21 protein-coding genes are annotated in these 20595 nt (G+C 64.2%); 18 read left to right on the top strand and 3 right to left on the bottom strand.

All coding sequences use genetic code 11. The features are described from left to right. Window positions 1-56 precede the first annotated feature (56 nt). The 3 genes from ACIIOY_RS15575 to ACIIOY_RS15565 all read right to left on the bottom strand — a co-directional run bounded on the left by ACIIOY_RS15575 (window position 57) and on the right by ACIIOY_RS15565 (window position 2601). Window positions 57-359 (bottom strand): hypothetical protein, encoded by a 303-nt coding sequence (locus tag ACIIOY_RS15575; protein ID WP_411035593.1) that lies wholly within the window; start codon window positions 357-359, stop codon window positions 57-59. A 209-nt stretch (window positions 360-568) separates the two neighbouring features. Then, a complete protein-coding gene (locus ACIIOY_RS15570; protein ID WP_411035592.1) occupies window positions 569-1447 on the bottom strand; it encodes an SLC13 family permease in 879 nt (292 codons plus the stop codon). Between the two features lie 164 nt (window positions 1448-1611). Further along, complete coding sequence (locus ACIIOY_RS15565; RefSeq protein ID WP_411035591.1) at window positions 1612-2601, bottom strand: LysR substrate-binding domain-containing protein; 990 nt, start codon at window positions 2599-2601, stop codon at window positions 1612-1614. A gap of 140 nt (window positions 2602-2741) precedes the next feature. On the opposite strand from ACIIOY_RS15565, the gene ACIIOY_RS15560 reads away from it, so the two are divergent. From ACIIOY_RS15560 to ACIIOY_RS15475, 18 genes are all read left to right on the top strand, one after another. Further along, window positions 2742-3611 (top strand): transporter substrate-binding domain-containing protein, encoded by an 870-nt coding sequence (locus ACIIOY_RS15560; protein ID WP_411035590.1) that lies wholly within the window; start codon window positions 2742-2744, stop codon window positions 3609-3611. 81 nt (window positions 3612-3692) lie between these two features. Then, entirely contained in the window at window positions 3693-4406 is a 714-nt protein-coding gene (locus ACIIOY_RS15555; protein WP_411035589.1) for an amino acid ABC transporter permease, read from the top strand. After that, window positions 4403-5206, top strand: a complete 804-nt coding sequence (locus ACIIOY_RS15550) for an amino acid ABC transporter permease (protein ID WP_411035588.1) — start codon at window positions 4403-4405, stop codon at window positions 5204-5206. The genes ACIIOY_RS15555 and ACIIOY_RS15550 overlap by 4 nt, the downstream gene beginning before the upstream one ends. Continuing rightward, entirely contained in the window at window positions 5203-5958 is a 756-nt protein-coding gene (locus ACIIOY_RS15545) for an amino acid ABC transporter ATP-binding protein (protein ID WP_411035587.1), read from the top strand. Before ACIIOY_RS15550 ends, ACIIOY_RS15545 begins: the two co-directional genes overlap by 4 nt. An 18-nt stretch (window positions 5959-5976) precedes the next feature. Then, window positions 5977-6999, top strand: a complete 1023-nt coding sequence (locus ACIIOY_RS15540) for a C-terminal binding protein (protein ID WP_411035586.1) — start codon at window positions 5977-5979, stop codon at window positions 6997-6999. 37 nt (window positions 7000-7036) lie between these two features. Next, window positions 7037-7690: an RraA family protein gene (locus tag ACIIOY_RS15535; RefSeq protein ID WP_411035585.1), complete on the top strand. Its 654-nt coding sequence runs from the start codon at window positions 7037-7039 to the stop codon at window positions 7688-7690. Between the two features lie 163 nt (window positions 7691-7853). Continuing rightward, window positions 7854-8750 carry a LysR family transcriptional regulator gene (locus tag ACIIOY_RS15530; RefSeq protein ID WP_411035584.1) on the top strand — a complete coding sequence of 299 codons (897 nt, stop codon included), beginning with the start codon at window positions 7854-7856 and terminating at the stop codon, window positions 8748-8750. Between the two features lie 126 nt (window positions 8751-8876). After that, on the top strand, window positions 8877-10103 hold the full coding sequence (locus ACIIOY_RS15525; protein ID WP_411035583.1) for an enolase C-terminal domain-like protein: 1227 nt from the start codon (window positions 8877-8879) through the stop codon (window positions 10101-10103). 115 nt (window positions 10104-10218) lie between these two features. After that, window positions 10219-11025 (top strand): ABC transporter ATP-binding protein, encoded by an 807-nt coding sequence (locus ACIIOY_RS15520; protein ID WP_411035582.1) that lies wholly within the window; start codon window positions 10219-10221, stop codon window positions 11023-11025. Window positions 11026-11044: 19 nt separating this feature from the next. Beyond that, the gene (locus ACIIOY_RS15515; protein WP_411035729.1) at window positions 11045-11884 is read left to right on the top strand and encodes an ABC transporter permease; all 840 of its coding nucleotides are present in this window, start codon (window positions 11045-11047) and stop codon (window positions 11882-11884) included. 42 nt (window positions 11885-11926) lie between these two features. Next, entirely contained in the window at window positions 11927-12916 is a 990-nt protein-coding gene (locus tag ACIIOY_RS15510; RefSeq protein ID WP_411035581.1) for an ABC transporter substrate-binding protein, read from the top strand. Window positions 12917-13096: 180 nt separating this feature from the next. Next, window positions 13097-14023, top strand: a complete 927-nt coding sequence (locus ACIIOY_RS15505; RefSeq protein WP_411035580.1) for a dihydrodipicolinate synthase family protein — start codon at window positions 13097-13099, stop codon at window positions 14021-14023. A 58-nt stretch (window positions 14024-14081) separates the two neighbouring features. Then, window positions 14082-15608: an ABC transporter substrate-binding protein gene (locus ACIIOY_RS15500; RefSeq protein WP_411035579.1), complete on the top strand. Its 1527-nt coding sequence runs from the start codon at window positions 14082-14084 to the stop codon at window positions 15606-15608. A gap of 65 nt (window positions 15609-15673) precedes the next feature. Then, window positions 15674-16585, top strand: coding sequence for an ABC transporter permease (locus ACIIOY_RS15495; protein WP_411035578.1), 912 nt, complete (start codon window positions 15674-15676; stop codon window positions 16583-16585). Between the two features lie 26 nt (window positions 16586-16611). Beyond that, window positions 16612-17508, top strand: a complete 897-nt coding sequence (locus ACIIOY_RS15490) for an ABC transporter permease (RefSeq protein ID WP_411035728.1) — start codon at window positions 16612-16614, stop codon at window positions 17506-17508. Next, window positions 17501-19195 carry an ABC transporter ATP-binding protein gene (locus tag ACIIOY_RS15485; RefSeq protein ID WP_411035577.1) on the top strand — a complete coding sequence of 565 codons (1695 nt, stop codon included), beginning with the start codon at window positions 17501-17503 and terminating at the stop codon, window positions 19193-19195. Before ACIIOY_RS15490 ends, ACIIOY_RS15485 begins: the two co-directional genes overlap by 8 nt. Further along, entirely contained in the window at window positions 19192-20250 is a 1059-nt protein-coding gene (locus tag ACIIOY_RS15480) for an Ldh family oxidoreductase (RefSeq protein ID WP_411035576.1), read from the top strand. The genes ACIIOY_RS15485 and ACIIOY_RS15480 overlap by 4 nt, the downstream gene beginning before the upstream one ends. A 43-nt stretch (window positions 20251-20293) precedes the next feature. Beyond that, window positions 20294-20595, top strand: a 302-nt coding sequence (locus ACIIOY_RS15475; RefSeq protein WP_411035575.1) for an aldehyde dehydrogenase family protein, incomplete at its 3' end; no start/stop codon positions are given.

Below are 20595 nucleotides of genomic sequence, written 5' to 3'. Positions count from 1 at the left end.
CGGGGCCGTGAACGCTCTCGAAGTGCGTGGCGTTCCCGCCGATGACGCTCCAGGTTCTATCGCTCGGCCTCGGCGTCGTCTGCCAAGCCGGTTTGCGCGGTGCGTAAGTCAACGTCGGTTATGTGCAGCAGACCGGCATCTCCAGCGCCGTCCCGGTCGTATTTTTCGCTGGCGATGGCCTCGAGCAAAGCTCTATGCCGCTTGAGCAATCCGACCGGTCCAACCGGATCGGCATCGAACGATTGCAGCGTGCTGGCATAGATATAGACGTCGATGGTCTTTCCCTCGGATGTCTGCATTGGCCAGAACAGTCCGAGTTCCCTTGGCGCCGGTGCGCCATTCTTCCTGCTGAGAGGCATTTCGTTTCCTGCATGCATGTCTGTTTGACGGGAAATCCGCCGCAGCGGGAGCTGCCGGACCTCCCCGGCCCGCCCGCTTGAGACGGACGGACGGTGCTGAAGTGGAGCGCGACGACAGGAAGTCAATCATCGTCCGGCAAGGCGCGATGACTGCCGAAAAGACGAAGGGCGCTCGACCCTTTCGGGGAGCGCCCTTCTGACCCGGACGACTACGAACGCGCGACAGAGCACCATCGCTGCAGGCAGTCATCGATTACGGGCAGTGACCGACAGATGGGGCAGGGCGCTTGGAAATTCAAGACCGTCCGGATTGTCGCTCGCACGAGCGGGCAAGCCCAGGCACGCATCGCAAATGCCGCAGCCATCGTCGTCCATCGGCTGATCGGTCCGCTCGCAGCAGAGGCAGACAGCAGAGCATTGGGAGCCGGCCGTCCTTTGCTCGGGGATGATGATGTCGATCCCATCGTCCGACGCGATATCTTCGAAAACTCGTCGCATTGCATTTCTCCGCTGACACCCATCTGGGCAGCGCCCGTCTCGATCAGCGCTTCGCCGATGACCAGCGTGCCCGCCATGAAAAGAAGCAGGTTCCACTCGACGGTCTTCAACGCTGCCTTCAGCGTCACGCCGGAAAGGTCGGGCATGCAGATCGCAAGAGCTGCCGCCATGCCGACCAGCGCCATGCCGCGCTCCTCTTTCGTCAGAAACACATGAAGCAGGATAGCGCAGGCGATCAGGCATGTGGCGAGCAAAAACGGGCCGGCCAGCACCAGCCATTCGATGAAATCCGGCTGATGTCCGGTGAGGCGGGACAGGAAGCCCGCAGCGACGAGATGCGCCCCGGCACCGATCAGCGATGCACGGGCGGAGAGAAGGATCACCGTGGGAAAGAGAAGGCCGAGGGTCCGCGAGACCCTCGCATTGCCGATTGCGGCAGAGAGGCCGAGATAGACCGGCATCAGCGTCGCGGCTCTGGCCGATGTGGATGGAATGACGAAGGCCGCCAGCAGCAGCCAGCCAATGTCATTGCCCAGCGATCGGTGGAAAGATCGGCACTGCCGCGAAGGATATCGATAACGCCACGACAACCCGCTTGAGGTGCCGGACGGTTACGACGGCAGCAGGCATCGGTGTTGTCGTTGGTTCTTTTTGCGTATCCGCCACGGGCCGATGAGGCCATTTAGTCACATGACGCAATGGGAATGATAAGCGTCTGGACGCAATAGCATGCAGGACGGCGATCGATATTCTTTCAACGCCTTTTCGGATTGGCGGCGCGAAGTAGATCTCGGAAGGTCTCCACTAGAGATGGGGGGCGGTCGGGCTCTGGCAGGTCGGGAAGTATTTCGCAAAGGGCCGCGAATTCGCTCAGCCGCTCAAGCATGAACTCCAGTGAAGCATCGATGAGATTGAAGGGCCGAACTACCTTTGGCCTAAGCAACCAGATGTCGAAATGGACAGCCGGTTCGAAGCGACGGATGACTATGCCGGCGCCGCGGTTGTTATAGGCGCTCACCGGGTCGATCACCGCAATGCCCGCGCCGGCGGCGACGAAGGTGAAGGCGGTTTCCGCCTGTCCGACCTCCACGCGCAGGCGCCGCGACAGTCCCTGCTGATCGAAAATACGATCCACCATGAAGCGCGTCTGGTCCTGCGGACCAAGCGAAACGAAATTCTGATCCGCCATGTCCTTTGCCCGCACGATGTCCTGGTCCGCTAGTGCATGACCGAGCGGCAGGATGCAGACGCCGCGCAGGCTGTGCAGCAGGGTACACTCGACCTCCGGCCGATCGCTCGGCAGTACGCTGAGGCCGATGTCGATCTGCTGGGCGGCGGCCGCGTCGATCATGCCGCGCGAGCGCATGCTTTCCACGCGGATGCGCGTTTCCGGCCGGTCCTTGCAGAAACCCCACATGATGTCCGGCACGACGCGCCGGGCGATCGCCGGGAAAGCGGCGATGCTGAGCGACCCCCACGTCCGGTCGCGCAACGCGGTCGCGACGCGCGAAATTTGGCTGACGCCGGTGAACATGCGCTGCACCTCGATAAAGAGCGCTTCGGCCTCGCGGGTCGGTACGATCTTGTTACCCGTGCGCTCGAACAGTGGAAAACCGCAGCTTCGCTCGAACTGGGCGACAAGCTGGCTCACCGCCGGCTGGGAAATGCGCATGCGCTCACCGGCCCGCGTAAGGCTTCCGGTCGTCATCACGGCTTGGAAGGCTTCGATCTGCCGTGCATTCATCGGCACCCTTTCATAAGATTCAATTATGCTGAGGGCACAATAATCTATTTGAAAATGTAGGCAATCGCGGTGATGCTACCTCCGTAAAAGCGAGCGGGCAGGGAGAGCCCGTCGAAAACATCGTCAAAAAAGGGGTTCCAATGGTCACCGCAGTCACACGGATCAATGTAGCGAAATCCCGGCGGAAATGGCAGCTCGCCTCGCTCCTGTCGGTCGCCTGCGCGCTTGGCGTGACGGCAACGCCGGCCAAGGCCGACCAACTGGAGAAGGTGAAGGAGCGCGGTAAGCTCGTCGTCGGCATCAAGACGGATTACCCGCCCTTTGGCTACCTCGATGCGGACGGCCAAGTGAAGGGCTTCGAGATCGATATCGCCAAGTTCGTCGCCAAGGAACTGCTGGGCTCGGCTGACGCCATCGAACTCGTGCCGGTCGTGGCATCGAACCGTATCGAGCTTCTGAATGCCGGGCGCATCGATGCCATCTTCGCGACGCTCGGCACCAATCCGGACCGCGCCAAGATCATCGACTTCACGCACGAATATTACCAGATGGAAGGCATGGTGCTGCTGACGGCCAAGGATAACCCCGTCAAGGCGTGGGAAGAGGTCAAGGGCAAGAAGCTCTGCGGCATCCAGGGCAATCTCTACAACCGCACCCTTACCGAGAAGTTCGGCGCCGAGACAGTGCTGTTTGCCGGCACCGCGGAAATGTTCAAGGCATTCCAGGACAGCCGCTGCGAGGGCATCGCCTTCGACGGACCGATCCTCACCATGAAGGTGGCGGAAGACGGCTGGAAGGACAAGTACAAGATCGCGGTCGGCGCCTTCGCCTTCAACCCCATCGCGGGCGGCGTGCGCAAGGGCGAGCCGGCCTTCCTCGAAGCGGTCAACAAGGCAATCACGAACGCGGAAGCCGAAGGCGTGCTCATCGCTTCAGAGAAAACCTTCAACATGGGCTCGTCCGACTACGTCGCCAAGCGTGCCGAAGAGGCGAAAGCCAAGGCGAACTGACGCCGCTATCGAGAGGCCGGGTCAGGGGCATCCGTCTCCTGATCCGGTGACGATCCGGCCTTCAACCGTGACGATGCAAAGATGAATCTCGATTTCAGTTGGCTTGCCGACCCGTACTATCAGTACTGGCTGCTGCGGGGGCTCGGCACCACGATCCTCATGAGCGTGCTCGGCCTCGTGCTGATGATGGCGATCGGCATTGCCGGTGCCCTCATCATTCATCTGCGGGTGCCGGTACTGGCGACATGGACCACGCTCTTCGTGGAGATGTTCCGCAACACGCCGCCGCTCGTGCAACTGTTCTTTCTCTATTTCATGCTGTCGGAGATGGGGCTGACGCTGACCGATCCGGCCACGGGGCAGAGCATCCCGATCTTCTCGGGCTTTACCTGCGCGGTGCTGTCGCTCGGTCTTTACAACGGCGCGCTGGCGATCGAGATCATCCGGTCCGGGCTGCTGGCGGTTCCCTCGCAGACGGTCGAAGGCGCGCGCTCACTCGGCTACACCCGCGTTCAGACCTTCCGTTACATAGAGCTGCCAATCGGCCTGCGCCTTTCGATGCCGGCCATGACCAACAATGTCGTCAGTCTCATCAAGACGTCGAACCAGGCGGCTTTGGTGGCCGTGGCCGACATCATGTATACCGCCACGCAGATCATGCTGGAGAATTTCCGCAATCTCGAGGTTATGATCTTCGTCTGGGTGATCTATGTCGCCCTCTCCAGCCTTGCCGTCGTCGCCATGCGCTATATCGACCGGTTCATCCGCATCCCGGGATACGGAGCAGTCGCATGAGCATGCACATGCGTACCTTCATCCTCGGGATTATCGGCGTACCTGCCCTCCTGGCGCTGGTCTTCATCACCGTCTATGGCGAAGAGGCGGGCGCGATCATCGAGCGCATCATGCCGCGCGTGCCGATGCTCCTCACCGGCTCGGCCGATTTCAGCACCCTCGAAGGCGGCTTCGTCGCCAATATCGTGATCAGCCTGTGGTCCATGACGATTGCCATCGTCGCGGGCGCCGTCCTCGGAACCGGGCTCATTGCCCGTAGCGCCTTCGCGCGGTTGCCGTGCTCGCTGATCATGAACCTGCTGCGCAACTCGCCCTGGCTGGTCGTGCTCTTTGCGATGCTCTACCTGCTGCCGTTCGAAATCGAGATCTTCGGCTTCACCGTTTCGCTCTCGCCGGCGGTCAAGGCGGTCATCGGTCTGGCGCTTCCCGTCACCGCCAACATCGCGGAAATCTTCCGCGGCGGCGTGCAGGCCATTCCGAGCGGCCAGTGGGAGTCGGCAAGCTCGCTCGGCTACCGCCGATTGCAGATCCTGCGCCATGTCGTCATTCCTCAGGCACTGCCGCTCATGGTTCCCAACCTCATGACGATGTACTCGATGCTCTTCATCGGCACGAGCCTCGTCGTCGTGACCGGCGCCAACGACGTCCTGTCGGTGGCACGCACCATAATCGCCGTCGACGGCGATGCAGTGGCGACCGCGATCTACATCTTCGTCCTTCTTCTCTTCTTCCTGTTCTGCTTCCCGATCGCGATTTTGACGCGCCGTCTGGAGCATCGCTTAGGAACCAGCAATCCATGACCACGACCAGCACTAGCAAGCCCCTGATCGAGATGCGCGAGGTGCGCAAATCGTTCGGCACCTTCGACGTCCTCAACGGCATCGCGCTCGATGTGCGGGAAGGGGGTGTCGTCTGCATCATCGGCCCGTCCGGCTCCGGCAAGTCGACGATCCTGCGCTGCATCAACGGGCTCATCCCCATCAACAGCGGCACGATCCGCGTCGGGGACTTCGCGGTCGAGGCGATGCGGACGGACCGCGAGCTCATCGCACTGCGCCACCAGGTGGCGATGGTCTTCCAGCAGTACAATCTGTTTCCGCACCGCACCGTCATGCAGAACCTGACGATGGCGCCAATCCAGGTCCTGAAGGAAAACCCGGCGGAGGTGCGCGAGCGTGCGCTGAAGCTCCTCGCCAAGGTGCGCCTGACCGGCAAGGAAAATGCCTATCCGAGCCAGCTTTCCGGCGGCCAGCAGCAGCGCGTGGCGATCGCCCGGGCGCTCGCCATGCAGCCGCGCGTCATCCTGTTCGATGAAGTGACGGCGGCACTCGACCCGGAAATGGTAAGCGAGGTGCTGAACGTCATCCGCGATCTTGCCGGCGAAGGCATGACCTGCGTGCTCGTCACCCACGAGATGCGCTTTGCGCAGGAAGTCGCCGACGAGGTCTTCTTCACCGATCGCGGCGTCATCGTCGAACGCGGCCCGCCGAAACAGCTTTTCCAGTCGCCGTCCGACCCCAGACTGAAGGACTTCCTCGATAAGGTCCTGTGAACACAAGGAAGCAGTGAAATGACCCGATTCAAAGTGCTGGTGCCTGACGCGCATATCAGCGATTTGGACCTCGAACGCCGTGTTACCGGCAACCAGCTCGATTTCGTCCATTTCGACGAGACCGACTCGGCGGCGATCCCCGACGAGATGTGGCGAAGCTGCGATGCCATCTTGATCTGGCACCGGATGAAACTGACGGCCGACGTCGTCGCCAAGCTCGACCGTTGCCGCCTCGTCGTGCGCGTGGGCGTGGGCTTCGACAATGTCGACAGCAAGGCCTGCCGCGAGCGCGGCATTCCCGTTTCCAACGTGCCGAACTACGGCACGACGGAGGTCGCCGACCACGCGCTCGCCATGCTGCTGCATCTCGTGCGTGGGCTCGGCACCTACGAGAACCGACTGAAGGCCGATCTCGTCGCCGGCTTTCTGGCCGAGAACGTTCCGGTCGTGCGGCGCATCCGCGGCGCCACCTTCGGCGCCATCGGCATGGGACGCATCGGAACCGCTGTCGCACGCCGGGCTGCCGCCTTCGACATGAAGGTCATCTATTTCGACCCATTCGTCTCCGAAGGCCACGAGCTGGGTCTCGGCATCGAGCGCGTGCAGTCGCAGGAGGAGCTTCTGCAGCGCTCCGAGATCGTCAGCGTGCATGTTCCGCTTTCGGCCGAGACGCGCAACCTTATCGGCGCGGCGCAGCTTGCGGCGATGAAGCCGGGCGGTATCCTTCTCAACATCGCCCGCGGCGGTCTCGTGGATGTAGATGCGGTCTATGCGGCGCTGAAGAGCGGGCATCTGGCGGCCGCCGGCCTCGATGTCTTGCCCAATGAGCCGCCGTTCCCGCCGCCGAAGCTCATCGAGGCCTGGCAGGGCAATGCCGGCTGGCTCGCCGGCCGCCTCGTCGTGACGCCGCATGCCGCCTTCTATTCCGAGGCCGGCTACATCGACATGCGCACCTTCGCCGCGGAAATCCTGCGCGACTATCTCGTGACGGGACGGCTGCGCAACAATGTGAATCCAGGCTGGGACATGTCTGCGGCCTGACTCCCGTCATCACCCATTGCAATCTGGAACCAGAACCATGGCCCTGAAAAAGAACGATGTCACCTTCCGCCAACTGAGCGCCGACGAACTGGATGCCTGGCGCAAGATCCCGCCCGCCGTCGCATCCGACTGCATGAACCGCACGCAGGTGATGAAGGCAGCGATCAAGCCGATCTCGCAGGGCGCGACGCTCTGCGGCCAGGCGCGCACGGTCTCCACGATGGCCGGTGATTGCGTGGCGATCTGCGTTCTCATCTCCACCGCGCGGCCCGGCGAGGTCATCGTCGTCGATGCCGGTGGCGTCGAGGACACGGCGGTCTGGGGCGGCGTGATGGCCGAGGAGGCCTTCCTGCGCAAGCTTGGCGGCGCGGTCGTGGACGGCGCCATTCGTGACGTGGCCGACATGCGTAAGCGCGGCTTCGCCATGTATTGCAAGGCGATCGTTCCACGCGGGCCGCATACCGGCTTCGGCGGCAATGTGGACGACCGGATCTCGGTCGGCGGTGTTGCTATTTCCCCGGGCGACATCGTTCTCGGCGACGACGACGGAGTGGTGGTCGTGCCGCTGGAGAGAGCCGACGAGGTGCTCGCCGCCGCGCAGACGCATCTCCTGAAGGAAGAGGAGTGGATCCGCCAGTTGCATCAGGGGATTTCGGTTGCGGCCAGTCACTCGGCCCCGATGGTGAAATAAGCGATATATCGGTGGTGTCAGTGCGGCGGTAACAATCCGGCCGCAGGTATTCATAATCGCCGGTAGCAAGCGTGAGGACGTCGGGACGGGCCGTCGGCTGGGTTGACCGCGGATAAACCAAATGGGATCACTTCGTTTTTTATGAGTGTCTCGGGAGAACCACGTGTTCGAGCTCAGCCAATTAAGGTGCTTTGTCGCTGTTGCCCGCGAGCTCAATTTCCGGCGCGCTGCCGAGCACCTGCACATGACGCAGCCGCCGCTCAGCCGGCAGATCCAGCTCTTGGAAGACGACCTCAATGTGAAACTGTTCGAGCGCACGAGCCGGTCGGTGCGCCTGACGGCTGCGGGGAGATCGTTTTTCGTCGAGGCGCAGGATTTGCTGAAACGCGCCGAGGCGGCCTCCCTGACCGCGCGCCAGGCCGAGGCCGGCCAGCACGGCAGCATCTCCTTCGGGTTCATTCCCGTTGCCGCCTTCGACATCATGCCGCGCATCATCAAGGCCATCGGCGCCAGGGCGCCCCGCGTGAACCTGCTGCTGCACGAAATGCTGACGATCGAGCAGATCGAGGCGCTCACCGCCGGGCGGACGGACCTCGGCGTGATCCGCCTGCCGCGCGAGAAGGAGCGGCTGGAGCTGCAATGTATCCAGCGGGAGCGCTTCGTCCTTGCCCTGCATGCGGGCCATCCGCTGGAGCACAAGGAGACGGTCGGGATCGAGGATCTCGATGGGCAGCCTTTCGTGATGTATTCGCCGGCGGACGGCTGGTACACCTACGAGATCCTTGCGCCGCTCTTCACCTATGCGCAGGTGCGTCCGAAGTTCGTGCAGTATCTCGGCCAGACCCACACCATTCTCGCGCTCGTGAGCGCCGGTGTCGGCTGCGCGCTCGTGCCGCGCTCTTCCCAGGTCATCCGCCTGCCCAACATCGTCTTCCGGCCGGTCGATCTTCCCGAGGAGGCATGCGTCGAGGTCTTCCTTGCCTGGCGCCGCGGCGACGACAGCCCCGTCGTCGAAATGGCGAGAAACATCATCGCCGAGAATGCGGCGATCGACGTTTAGAACTTGCCGCGGGTTAGCGTTGATCTGATACAAGTTGGGTATCGATCAATCCTCGAATGCAATTGGACGCGTATTGATCGGGATGAAATGATCCTGCGCAGTCCAGCAGCATTCCAGGGAGCGAGCATGACCAGCCACGTCAAGGAAAGCGATGTCGCCAAGGCATCTTTGACCACCGGCACGATCGACAAGATCGAGATCACCACGTTTACGGTGGATATCAAGAACTTCGCCCGCAACTACAAATCGAACGTCGTCGGCGGGTCGATGGTCTATACGCCGGGTGCCGTCTACACGCGGCCGGTGCTTCTCGTCCGGATCTTCACGTCCGACGGCCTCGTCGGCGAGTATGGGAACTTCGCGACGACCGGCACGGTGGACCAGGCCGTCGTCGCCGCCAAGGTCGCGGTGGGCAACCGCTGGCACGAGCGCGAGCTCATCTGGCGCACGGCCCGCCGTGCCGGCCGGCCGTCCAACTCCTACGGCCTCAGCTTCGTCGACAATGCGCTCTGGGACCTTGCCGGCAAGGCCTACAACGCCAGCCTGTCGCAGCTCCTCGGCGGCTTCCGCGAGGCGATCCCGGCCTATGCGTCCTGCCACAATGGCGACCGCCTCGACAACCTGCCCGACAAGGAGGCCGTCGCCGACTTCTTCATCGGCCTGAAGGAGAAGGGCTGGAAGGGCTTCAAGATGCACAGCTGGCACGAGGGCAACAAGTGGGAGGAGGCGGAGAACGTCGCCTATATGCGCGAGAAGCTCGGCGAGCGCACGGAGCTGATGCTCGACCCGGCCTGCGTCTTCGATTCCATCAGCGACGCGATCTTCGTCGGCAAGGCCTGCGAGGAGGCGGGTTTCCGCTGGTTCGAGGACCCGCTGCGTCCGCTCGGCGTCGGCATCCACCAGCACAAGGCGCTGCGCGAGGCCCTCGACATCCCGATCCTCCAGACGGAGCATGTGACAGGCCCCGAGGCGAAAGCCGACTTCCTTCTGGCCGGCGGCACGGACATCCTGCGCGCCGACGCGCATTACGATCTCGGTGTCACCGGCTGCCTGAAGACGATCCGCTTTGCCGAATCCCTCGGTGTCTCGGTCGAGATGCACGGGCCCAGCCCGGTTCACCGCCATCTCGTCGCCGCCATGCAGAGCACGACCATGTATGAATGCGCCAACGTGTCGCCCGCCATGGACGACCCCTCGCCGGAGATCTACACCTGCGGCTATAGCGACAATGTCAATTCCATCGGCAAGGACGGTACACTGACGGTGCCGAACCGGCCGGGGATCGGCGTCGAATACGATGCCGACCTGATCAGGCGGAACCATCAGGCGACTGAAACGATAACCGCGGGCTGACCGAGGTTGGCCTCCGCTCCGGCAAACGGGGCGGAGGGATCGAACGCATATGTCGCGCGGCGCGGGTCAACATCATGGCCGAGCGCACGCCGGCGGGACGGAGGAGGCGTCCATCATGAACGCAATCAGCAGGCCTTCGAGCCGGATAGCCGAACAGGCTGCGACGTCCCCGCTCGTCGAGGTCGACAACGTCACCCTTCGCTACAAGACGCAGGAGATGATGATCACGGCCACCAGGGGCGTGACCTTCAACGTCAATCGCAGCGACCGTTTTATCCTGCTCGGTCCTTCCGGCTGCGGCAAGTCCACATTGCTGAAGGCGGTCGGCGGCTATATGCAGCCGGATGAGGGCGCGATTACCATCAACGGCCGCAAGGTGACCCAGCCCGGCGCCGACCGCATGATGGTCTTCCAGGAGTTCGACCAGCTTCTTCCCTGGAAGACGGTCCTCGGCAATGTGATGTTCCCGTTGCTGAACGCCGCGAAGCTTTCCGCCCGCGAGGCGGAGGAGAAGGCACGCCACTATATCGAAAAGGTCGGTCTCAGCCGCGTCGCTGATGCCTATCCGCACACGCTTTCCGGCGGCATGAAGCAGCGCGTTGCGATTGCGCGCGGCATGGCGATGGAGCCGGACGTCCTGCTTATGGACGAGCCCTTCGCCGCACTCGACGCCCTGACCCGGAGGACCTGCCAGGACGAGTTGCTGCGGTTGTGGGACGACACGAAGTTCACGGTTCTCTTCGTCACCCACTCGATCGGCGAGGCGATCAAGATCGGCAACCGCATCCTGCTGCTGTCGCCGCATCCGGGCCGCGTGAAGGCGGAGGTCTGCGACGTCGACAAGATCAATGTCTCGGACGGTTCGGCGGCGAAACTCGAAGCCGAGATCCACGAACTTCTGTTTGCCGGGGAGGAACACTGATATGCAGCCGACCATCATCATGCGCCCGGAAATTCCCGATGCGACCGGCAAGGTCGACCTTCAGGTGCGCCTTTCCGGCCTGGAACTCTTCTGGTCGCACGGCGCCGTGCGCAAGACGTTCATCCTTCTGGCATTGGCGGTCATCTGGGAGGTCTATGCGCGTATCCTCGGAAACCCGCTGCTCTTTCCTACCCTGACGGACACGCTGGCGTCGCTCTGGTCGTCGGTTCTCAATGGCGTTCTCTTCGAGAGGACCTGGGCATCCCTGAAGATCCTCGTGCTGGGCTACGGGGTCGGCGTCGCTCTCGCGTCCGCGCTGACGATCCTCGCGATCAACACGCGCCTGGGCACCGATCTCCTGGAGACGCTGACGGCCACCTTCAATCCGCTCCCTGCGATCGCGCTTCTGCCGCTCGCCCTCATCTGGTTCGGCCTCGGGATCGGCAGCCTCGTCTTCGTGCTCGTGCACTCCGTCATGTGGGCGGTCGCGCTCAACACGCATTCGGGTTTCCGCAGCGTCTCGCCGACAATCCGCATGGTCGGGCGCAACTATGAGCTCAAAGGACTGCGCTACGTCTTCAAGATCCTGGTGCCCGCCGCCTTCCCGACGATCCTGACGGGCCTGAAGATCGGCTGGGCGTTCGCCTGGCGCACGCTCATTGCCGCCGAGCTGGTGTTCGGCGTGTCGTCCGGCCAGGGCGGGCTCGGCTGGTACATTTTCGAGAACCGCAACGTTCTCGACATCCCCGCGGTCTTCGCCGGCCTCTTGATGGTCATCGTCATCGGCCTCGTGATCGAAAACCTCATCTTCAAGACCATCGAACGCAGCACCATCCAGAAATGGGGCGTGCAGAACTGACCTGTGGGAACGAGGCAGGTCCATCAAAGGAGGAGAAAGACAATGAAGTTCACGAAAATAGGCGTTTTCATCGGCCTTTTGGCCGCAATGGGCGGTACCGCCCTGGCTCAGGATATACGCTTCGCCAAGCAGCTGCAGATGAACAACCTGCCGTCCATGGTGATGGAGGAGCAGAAGCTTTTCGAGAAGCACGCAGCGGAACTCGGCCAGCCCGACCTCAAGGCGCAGTGGATCACCTTCGCGAACGGTGGGGCGACGACCGATGCCCTGATCTCCGGCAACGTCGAGTTCGTCTCGGCGGGTCTTACCAACTTCGGCATCCTCTGGGCGCGCACGAAGGGCAACGTCAAGGGCGTGGCGGGCGTCGCCGGCATCTCGCTGCCGCTCCTGACGCGCAATCCGGATGTGAAGTCGCTGAAGGACTTCACCGAGAACGACCGCATCGCCGTGCCGACGGTGAAGGTCTCCAACCAGGCGGTGATGCTGTCCATGGCGCTCGAGAAGCTCTACGGCGAGGAGGGGCGCACGAAGCTCGACGCCCAGACGGTGCAGCTTTCCCACTCGGATTCGCTGCAGGCGCTCCTGAACCCCCAGCACGAGGTCAACACGCATTTCTCGACGCCGCCTTACTCGGTGCTGGAACTGCGCGATCCCAAGGTGCACAAGGTGTTCGACAGCGCCGAGCTGTCCGACACGCCGCTCGTCAGCAACATCATGTTCACGACCACGGCCTTCCACGACGCCAATCCGGTGGCGGTCAAGGCGCTGATCGCGGCGCTGGACGAGGCCAACGACTTCATCAACAAGGACAGGAAGGCCGCGGCCGAGCTTTATCTGCGCGTCAGCGGCGACAAGCTGAGCGTGGAGGAGGTGCTGCAGGTGTTGAACGAGAAGGGGTCGGTCTTCTCGGCGACCCCGCAGGGCACCCTGCCGGTGATCCAGTTCATGCATCGCGCCGGCATCATCCCGATCGGTCCGGAGAAATGGGAGGACCTTTATTTCCCCGAGATCACCGCGCGACAGGGCAGCTGACCGCGCTTCGACCGTGAAGCTTCACCAGGGGCGGAGAGCGATCTCCGCCCTTATTCATGCGCGCCTTCGGCTGATACAAATTCTGTATTGATCGAGTGGCTTTATGAAATGGACCTTTATCAATCGACCTCCTAGCATTCCTTTCAGTCCAGATGAAATGCAGGAAACAGGGAGGTTTGCATGGGCGTCCAATTCGATCTCGCCAAGGCTCTGACGGGCATATCGGGCATTCTCGTCACGCCGTTCGACGATAAGGATGAGGTTGCGCCTCCGCGCCTGAAGCCGATCATCGACCGGGCGATTGCGGCCGGCGTGCATATCCTTGTCTCGAACGGAAATACCGGCGAATTCTATGCACTGACCACCGACGAGGCCGAGACCATGGTCCGCGCGGCCGCCGAGCAGATCGACGGGCGTATCCCGCTCCTGGCGGGCATCGGCCGTTCGATCAAGGACGCCTGCCGCCTGGCGAAGACCTCGGCCGAGGCGGGCGCTTCGGCGCTGATGATCCACCAGCCGCCGGATCCCTTCGTCGCGCCGCGCGGCATCGTCGACTATGTCCGGCGGGTGCACGAGGCGAGCGGCGGCCTTCCGCTGGTCCTTTATCTTCGCAACGATCTCATCGGCCTCAGGGCGATCCAGGACATCTGCAATCTCGACGGCGTCGTCGGCGTCAAATGGGCGACGCCCAATCCGATGAAGCTCGCCGAGGCGATCCACAACGCGCCCTCGCACATCGTCTGGGTCGGGGGGCTTGCCGAGACCTGGGCGCCGCCGCTCTATGCCGTCGGCGCGCGGGGCTTCACCTCCGGCCTCATCAATGTCTGGCCGGAGCACTCCGTCGCCATCCACAGGGCGCTCGACGCCGGCCGCTACGACGAGGCCGGCCTCCTCATCCGGCGCATGAGCGCCTTCGAGGAGGTGCGCGCGCAGGAGATGAACGGGACCAATGTCACGGGCGTGAAGGCGGCGCTGCAAATGATGGGGCACGATTGCGGCGCGACGCGCGCCCCGTCCGCCTGGCCGCTCACGCCCGCGCAGAGCGAAATGCTCTCGTCCTTGCTGACGCGGGAAAAGCTGATCGGAACGTTCCGAAAGGCCGCATGACGCCCGCGCCCGCGCCGGGGAGGGCGCGGGCCTTAATTTCAATCCATGGGAGGAACGCATGCCGAAAGGAAAGACATATCTTGCCGCGGGCATTTCGGGGCTGCTGGCGGTCGCCGGCCTTGTCCCGCAGGCGCATGCCGCGAGCGACACCGTGACGGTGGTGCTGCCGGAGGAGCCGCCGTCGCTGGAGCCGTGCGAATCCAAGCATTCCAGCGTCGGCCGCGTGCTGATCCAGAACATCACCGAGCCGCTCACCGTCATCGACCCGCAGACTGGCGAAGTGAAGCCGGAGCTCGCGACCAGCTGGGAGCAGACGGCGCCCGACACATGGCGCTTCCAACTGCGCGAAGGCGTGACGTTCTCCGACGGCGCGCCCTTCGACGCGAAGGCCGTCGCCGCCTCGATCGACCGCCTCCAGCGCGGCGACATGACCTGCAACACCAAGCAGCAGACCCTTGGCGGCGTCGATATCCAGACGACGGTCGTCAGCGACCACGTGGTCGATTTCAAGACCAGCAAGCCGATCCCGATCTTCCCCACGATGATGACCGTGGTGCAGATGAGCTCGCCCAACATGACGCTGGAGGGTGCGAGCCGCAATCCGATCGGCACAGGCCCCTATGTCCTGACGGCCTGGAACGCCGGCACGGACATCACGGTGGAACGGCGGGAAGACTATTGGGGCGAAAAGCCAGTCGTGTCCGGGGCGCGCTATGTGTGGCGCTCGGAATCGGCGCTGCGCGCGGCCATGGTCGCGACGGGCGAAGCCGATCTCACGCCCATCATCTCCGTCGCCGATGCCGACAATCCCGAAACGGATCTCGCCTATCCGAACGGCGAGACGACGCGGCTTCGCATCAGCACGACTGTGCCGCCGCTCGACGACAGGCGCGTGCGGCTGGCGCTCAACCTCGCGATCGACCGCGAAGGTCTGAAGGTGCTGTTCGGCGAGGAGGCGAAGCTTGCCGAGCAGCTCGTCGGCCCGAACGTCAACGGGTTCAACCCGGATATCCAGCCCTTCCCCTACGATCCGGAGAAGGCCAGGCAGCTTCTCGCCGAGGCCAAGACGGACGGCGTGCCGGTCGACAAGGAGATCACGATTATCGGCCGCAACGAGATCTACGTGAATGCCGGCGAGGCGCTCGAGGCCATGCAGGCCATGTGGAGCGAGATCGGCCTCAACACGAAGATCCGCATGTTCGATACGGGCAACTGGCTGCGCTACCAGAACCGGCCCTTCCCGGAGCCGGACATGGCGAACCTCCACCAGGACCAGCACGACAATCTTCTCGGCGACGCCACCTTCACGGCCTTCAACAAGTATCATTCCGAAGGCGTCAATTCGGCGGTCTACGACAAGCGCGTCGACGACCTGATCGCCAAGGCCGAGCCGGCCACCGACGAGACCCGCACGAAAGCCTTCCAGGAGGCCTTCAGGATCCTCCACGACGACATCGTGGCCGACGTCTACATGTACCACATGATCGGCTACACGCGGGTCAATCCGCGCCTCGACTGGCGTCCGTCGCTGGCGACCAACAGCGAGATCGACCTCTCGGAAATCCGCTTCCGGGCCAGCGAATAGCACCCTCATGATGCGGCCCCGCCGGGGCCGCATCCTCACGCACCCTCCAGATCGAGGAAGAGGTCATGAGATTCTTCAAGCGTTCGCTCTTCACCCTCCTGTCGATGGCGGGCCTCCTGCTGCTCGTCTTCTTCCTGTCGCGCATGACCGGCGATCCCTCCTACCTGTTCCTGCCGCTCGACGCGTCGCCGGCCGACCGCGAGGCCTTTTCGCGGCTTCACGGCTTTGACGATCCGGTCTACGTCCAGTTCGGGCGCTATGTGGTCGATCTCCTGCATCTCGATTTCGGCAGGTCGCTCAGCCAGCAGCGCTCCGCCATGGACATCGCGCTGGAAGCCTTCCCGCACACGCTGAAGCTCGTATCGATGGCGCTCGCCATCGCCTTTGCCGGGGCGATCCTGTGCGGCTCGCTCGCCGCGCGCAGGCCCGGCGGCGTTTTCGACCGCCTGATCAGCGTGCTCTCCCTGACGGGAGCCAGCACGCCCGATTTCTGGGTGGCGATCATCCTCGTCCTGATTTTCGCCGTCAGCCTCGGTTGGCTGCCGACCTCCGGCGTCGGCGGGCCGTCCTACTGGGTCATGCCGCTCTTCGTGCTCGCGCTCCGGCCCTTCGGCCTGCTCGGGCAGGTCGTGCGCGGCTCGATGATCGGCGCGCTCTCCTCGCCCTATGTGAAGACCGCCTATGCGAAGGGCGCCAGCCAGGCCAAGATCGTCTTCGTGCATGCGCTGCGCAATTCGATGCTGCCGGTGATCACCGTTGCCGGCGACCTTGCCGCCAATCTCCTGAACGGGGCCGTCATCGTCGAGACCGTGTTCGGCTGGCCGGGCATCGGGCGGCTGATGATCGACGCGATCATGCAGCGCGATTTCGCCGTCATCCAGGCGTCGATCCTCGTCACGGCCTGCGCGATCCTCGTCCTGAACATCCTGCTCGACATCGCCTATGTCGTCCTCGATCCCCGTGTGAGGCACGCATGACCTATCTTGCCGAAGGCACCAAGACGATGGACTCCAGCCCGCGCCGTTCGGGACTTGCAACGGTCCTCTCGCTGCTGTGGGCGGACAAGTTCGCGACCCTTGCCGCGCTCTTCCTTCTCCTGCTTACGGTCACCTGCCTCGTCGGGCCGTCGCTGGTGGGGGATGCTGCGGGCGGCATCAACTTTGCCGGCCGCAACGCGCCGCCGCAGTTCGGCAAGGGCTTTCTCTACATCCTCGGCGGCGACAATCTCGGCCGCAGCCTGCTCGCCCGCATCATCGTCGGCGCGCAGGCCACGATGGGGGTCGCGGTGACCGCGGTCGTCACGTCGCTCGTCGTCGGGGCCCTGCTCGGGCTCATCGCCGGCTATCGCGGCGGGCTGGTGAGCGACGTGATCATGCGCCTCACCGACATGATCATGAGCTTTCCGTCGCTGCTGACGGCGCTCGTCGTGCTCTACGTGCTCGGGCCGAGCGTCGCCAATCTTGTCATCGTGCTCGCGATCACGCGCATTCCCGTCTACCTGCGCACGACGCGCGCCGAGGTGATGGAGGCGCGAAGCCGGGTCTTCGTCACGGCGGCCATCGCCATGGGGGCGAGCCCTGCACGCGTGCTCTTCCGCCATATCGTGCCGATCGTGCTGCCGACGCTGCTGACCATCGCCGCCGTCGACTTCGCCGCCGTCATCATCACCGAATCCGGCCTCAGCTTCCTCGGGCTCGGCATCCAGGCTCCCGATTTCACCTGGGGCTCGATGGTCGCGACGGGCCGCAACTATATCGCAAGCGCCTGGTGGCTGTCGTTCTGGCCCGGCCTTGCCATCACGCTCACCGCGCTCTCGCTGAACATCCTTGCGAGCTGGCTGCGCATCGTGACCGACCCGCAGCAGCGCTGGCGGCTGGAAGGAGGACATCGGGATGACTGAGCCGCACACCCCCTTGCTGGCGATCGAAAGCCTCAAGGTCCAGTTCTCCGGCCCGCGCGGCGTGGTGAGAGCCGTCGACGGCATCAACCTCACGGTCGAGCGCGGCGAGACGCTGGCGATCCTCGGAGAATCGGGATCGGGCAAGAGCGTCAGCGCCTCGGTGGTGATGAACATCCTCGACATGCCGCCCGGCCGCATCACCGCCGGCAGCGTGCGCTTCGAGGGCAGGGACCTGCTCGCGATGCCCCCGGCGGAGCGGCGCAAGATCAACGGTTCCGAGATCGCGATCATCTTCCAGGACCCGCTTGCCCATCTCAATCCCGTCTACAGCGTCGGCTGGCAGATCGCGGAGGTCTTCCGCATCCACGGACGGGCCCGCGACGCCGCCGACGCGAGGGAAAAGGCGATCGCCCTCATGGAGCGCGTCGGCATAGCCCAGGCCCGCTCGCGGGCGGACCAGTATCCGCACCAGTTCTCCGGCGGCCAGCGCCAGCGCGTGATGATCGCCATGGCGCTGGCGCTCTCGCCCAAGCTCATCATCGCCGACGAGCCGACGACGGCGCTAGACGTCACCGTGCAGCGCCAGATCCTCGACCTGCTCAAGGACCTCCAGCGCGAGATGGGCATGGGCCTCATCCTCATCACCCACGACCTCGCCGTCGCCGGCCTCATGGCCGACAGGGTCGCGATCATCAAGGACGGCACGATCGTCGAGAGCGGCGGCATCCGCGAGGCCTTCACGGCGCCGAAGGCCGCCTATACGCGCCAGCTCCTCGAAGCGATCCCGCATGTGGAAAGGACGCGGCGGAGCGGCGAGGAGGGCGAGTTGCGCCCGCCGCTTCTTGTCGCCCGCGATCTCACCAAGGAATACCAGCTTTCGAGGGGTCTCGTCGGGAGCTCGGCCGGCACGCTGCGCGCCGTCGACCGCGTCAGCTTCACCCTGCGCGAGAAGCAGACGCTCGGCATCGTCGGCGAATCCGGCTCCGGCAAGTCGACCATCGCGCGCCTGCTGATGCGCCTCACCGAACCGAGCTCCGGCTCGGTGCACTACCGCGACAGGAACCTGTTCTCGCTGCGCGGGGCCGAGCTGCTCGCCTTCCGGCGCGACGTGCAGATGGTGTTCCAGGATCCCTACGGCTCGCTCAATCCGAAGATGACGGTCGCCGAGATCATCGCCGAACCCCTGGCAATCCATCGGGACATCCTGCCACGGGCGCAGTGGCGCGACCGCGTCCGGGAGCTGCTCGGCCTCGTCGGTCTCAAGCCGGAGCATGCTGAGCGCTATCCGCATCAGTTTTCCGGCGGCCAAAGGCAGCGCATCGCCATCGCCCGGGCACTCGCCTCCGAGCCGCGCATCATCATCTGCGACGAGGCGGTGTCGGCGCTCGACGTCTCCATCCAGGCGCAGATCATCACGCTGCTCGCCGACCTCAGGGACAAGCTCGACCTGTCCTACATCTTCATAACCCACGACCTGCCGGTCGTCCGCAGCTTCGCCGACGAGATCATGGTGATGAAGGCCGGCGCCGTGGTCGAGCACGGGCGGACCGACGACCTCTTCCTGCGGCCGCGGGACGACTATACCCGCAAGCTGCTCAGCGCGGGCGAGATCCCGGCCTGGATGCAGCGGATCGAGACCGCGGGCCATCCCGGCGCCCCGCGCGCAGAGACAAGGAATGCACCATGAAAATCGTGAATGTGGAAACGGTCCGCGCCGACGTCATACGCCTGCTGGCGGCTGCCGGCCTCAGGGCGGATCTTGCCGGGGACATGAGCCATATCATGGTCGAGAGCGACCTCATGGGGCACAGGACCCATGGCCTTGCCATGCTGCCCACCTATCTGGAGCGGCTCGAAAAGGACCTCATCCGCAAGGACGGCGACATCACCGTCGTCCGGGAGACCGCCTCGACGCTCAACTGGCAGGCGCACCGTTTGCCTGGCGCGGCCATCGTGCGTCGCGCGATGCGCTCGCTGTACGACAAGGCGGAACGCGAGCCCGTCGTCACCGCGAGCATCGCCAACTGCTCCCATATCGGCAGCCTGCAAGCCTATCTGGAGGAGCCGGCGCGGCGCGGCTATCTTTGCCTGATGATGGTGACGGATCCCGGCGTCGCCTCGGTCGCGCCCTTCGGCGGGCGCGATCCGGTGCTGACCTCCAACCCGATCGCCGCGGCCATCCCGACGCAGGGCGATCCCATCCTCATCGACCAGTGCACGTCCCTCGTCTCCAACGCCCAGGTCCAGAGCGCGGACAGGAGCAGGCCGCTTCCCGGGCGCTGGGTGGTCGACAACGAAGGCCGCCCGACGGACGACCCCAATGCGCTGACGGCCGATCCGCCGGGCACGATCATGCCGCTCGGCGGCGAGGATTTCGGCTACAAGGGGTTCGGCTTCGGCATCATGGTGGAAGCCTTCGCGTTGGCGCTCTCCGGCCACGGGCGGCTGACGCCGAAGCAGCGCGGCGCCCAGGGCGTCTTCCTGCAGCTGATCGATCCGGCCGCCTTCTGCGGCGCGGAGGCATTTCTCGCCGAGACGACCGATTTCGTGCGGCGCTGCAAGGCGAGCCGTCCGGCGGAAGGGGCAAAAGGAATCCGGCTCCCCGGCGAGCGCGCCATGTCGGAGAAGCGCCGCCAGCTGCAAGGCGGTCTGGAAATCACGGACGAGCTGTTCGAGCGCCTTGTCGCATTGGCGAGCGCCCGCGGCATCGACGCCTTTGCGGACGTCCGCCTTTCCGCCTGAACATCAGCCTTTCAGCGGCCTGAAGATCATTCGAGGACCTTACATGACCATCCACCAGAACCTGATCGCCGGCGAGTGGGTCGGCACGGAGGGGGTGAAGAACATCAACCCGTCGGACACGAACGACGTGGTGGGCGAATATGCCCGCGCCTCCGTCGAGGATACCAAGGCGGCGATCGCGGCGGCCAAGGCGGCGTTCCCGTCCTGGTCGCGCTCGGGCATCCTGGAGCGCCATGCGATCCTCAGGAAGACCGCCGACGAGATCCTCGCCCGCAAGGACGAGCTCGGCCGCCTGCTCGCGCGCGAGGAGGGCAAGACGCTGGCCGAGGGCATCGGCGAGACGGT

Source organism: Shinella agrisoli (genome assembly GCF_046557955.1).
Taxonomy (GTDB): Bacteria; Pseudomonadota; Alphaproteobacteria; order Rhizobiales; family Rhizobiaceae; genus Shinella.
The sequence above is the reverse complement of the archived record's forward strand: the minus strand, read 5'-3'. Positions and strand labels throughout refer to the sequence as shown.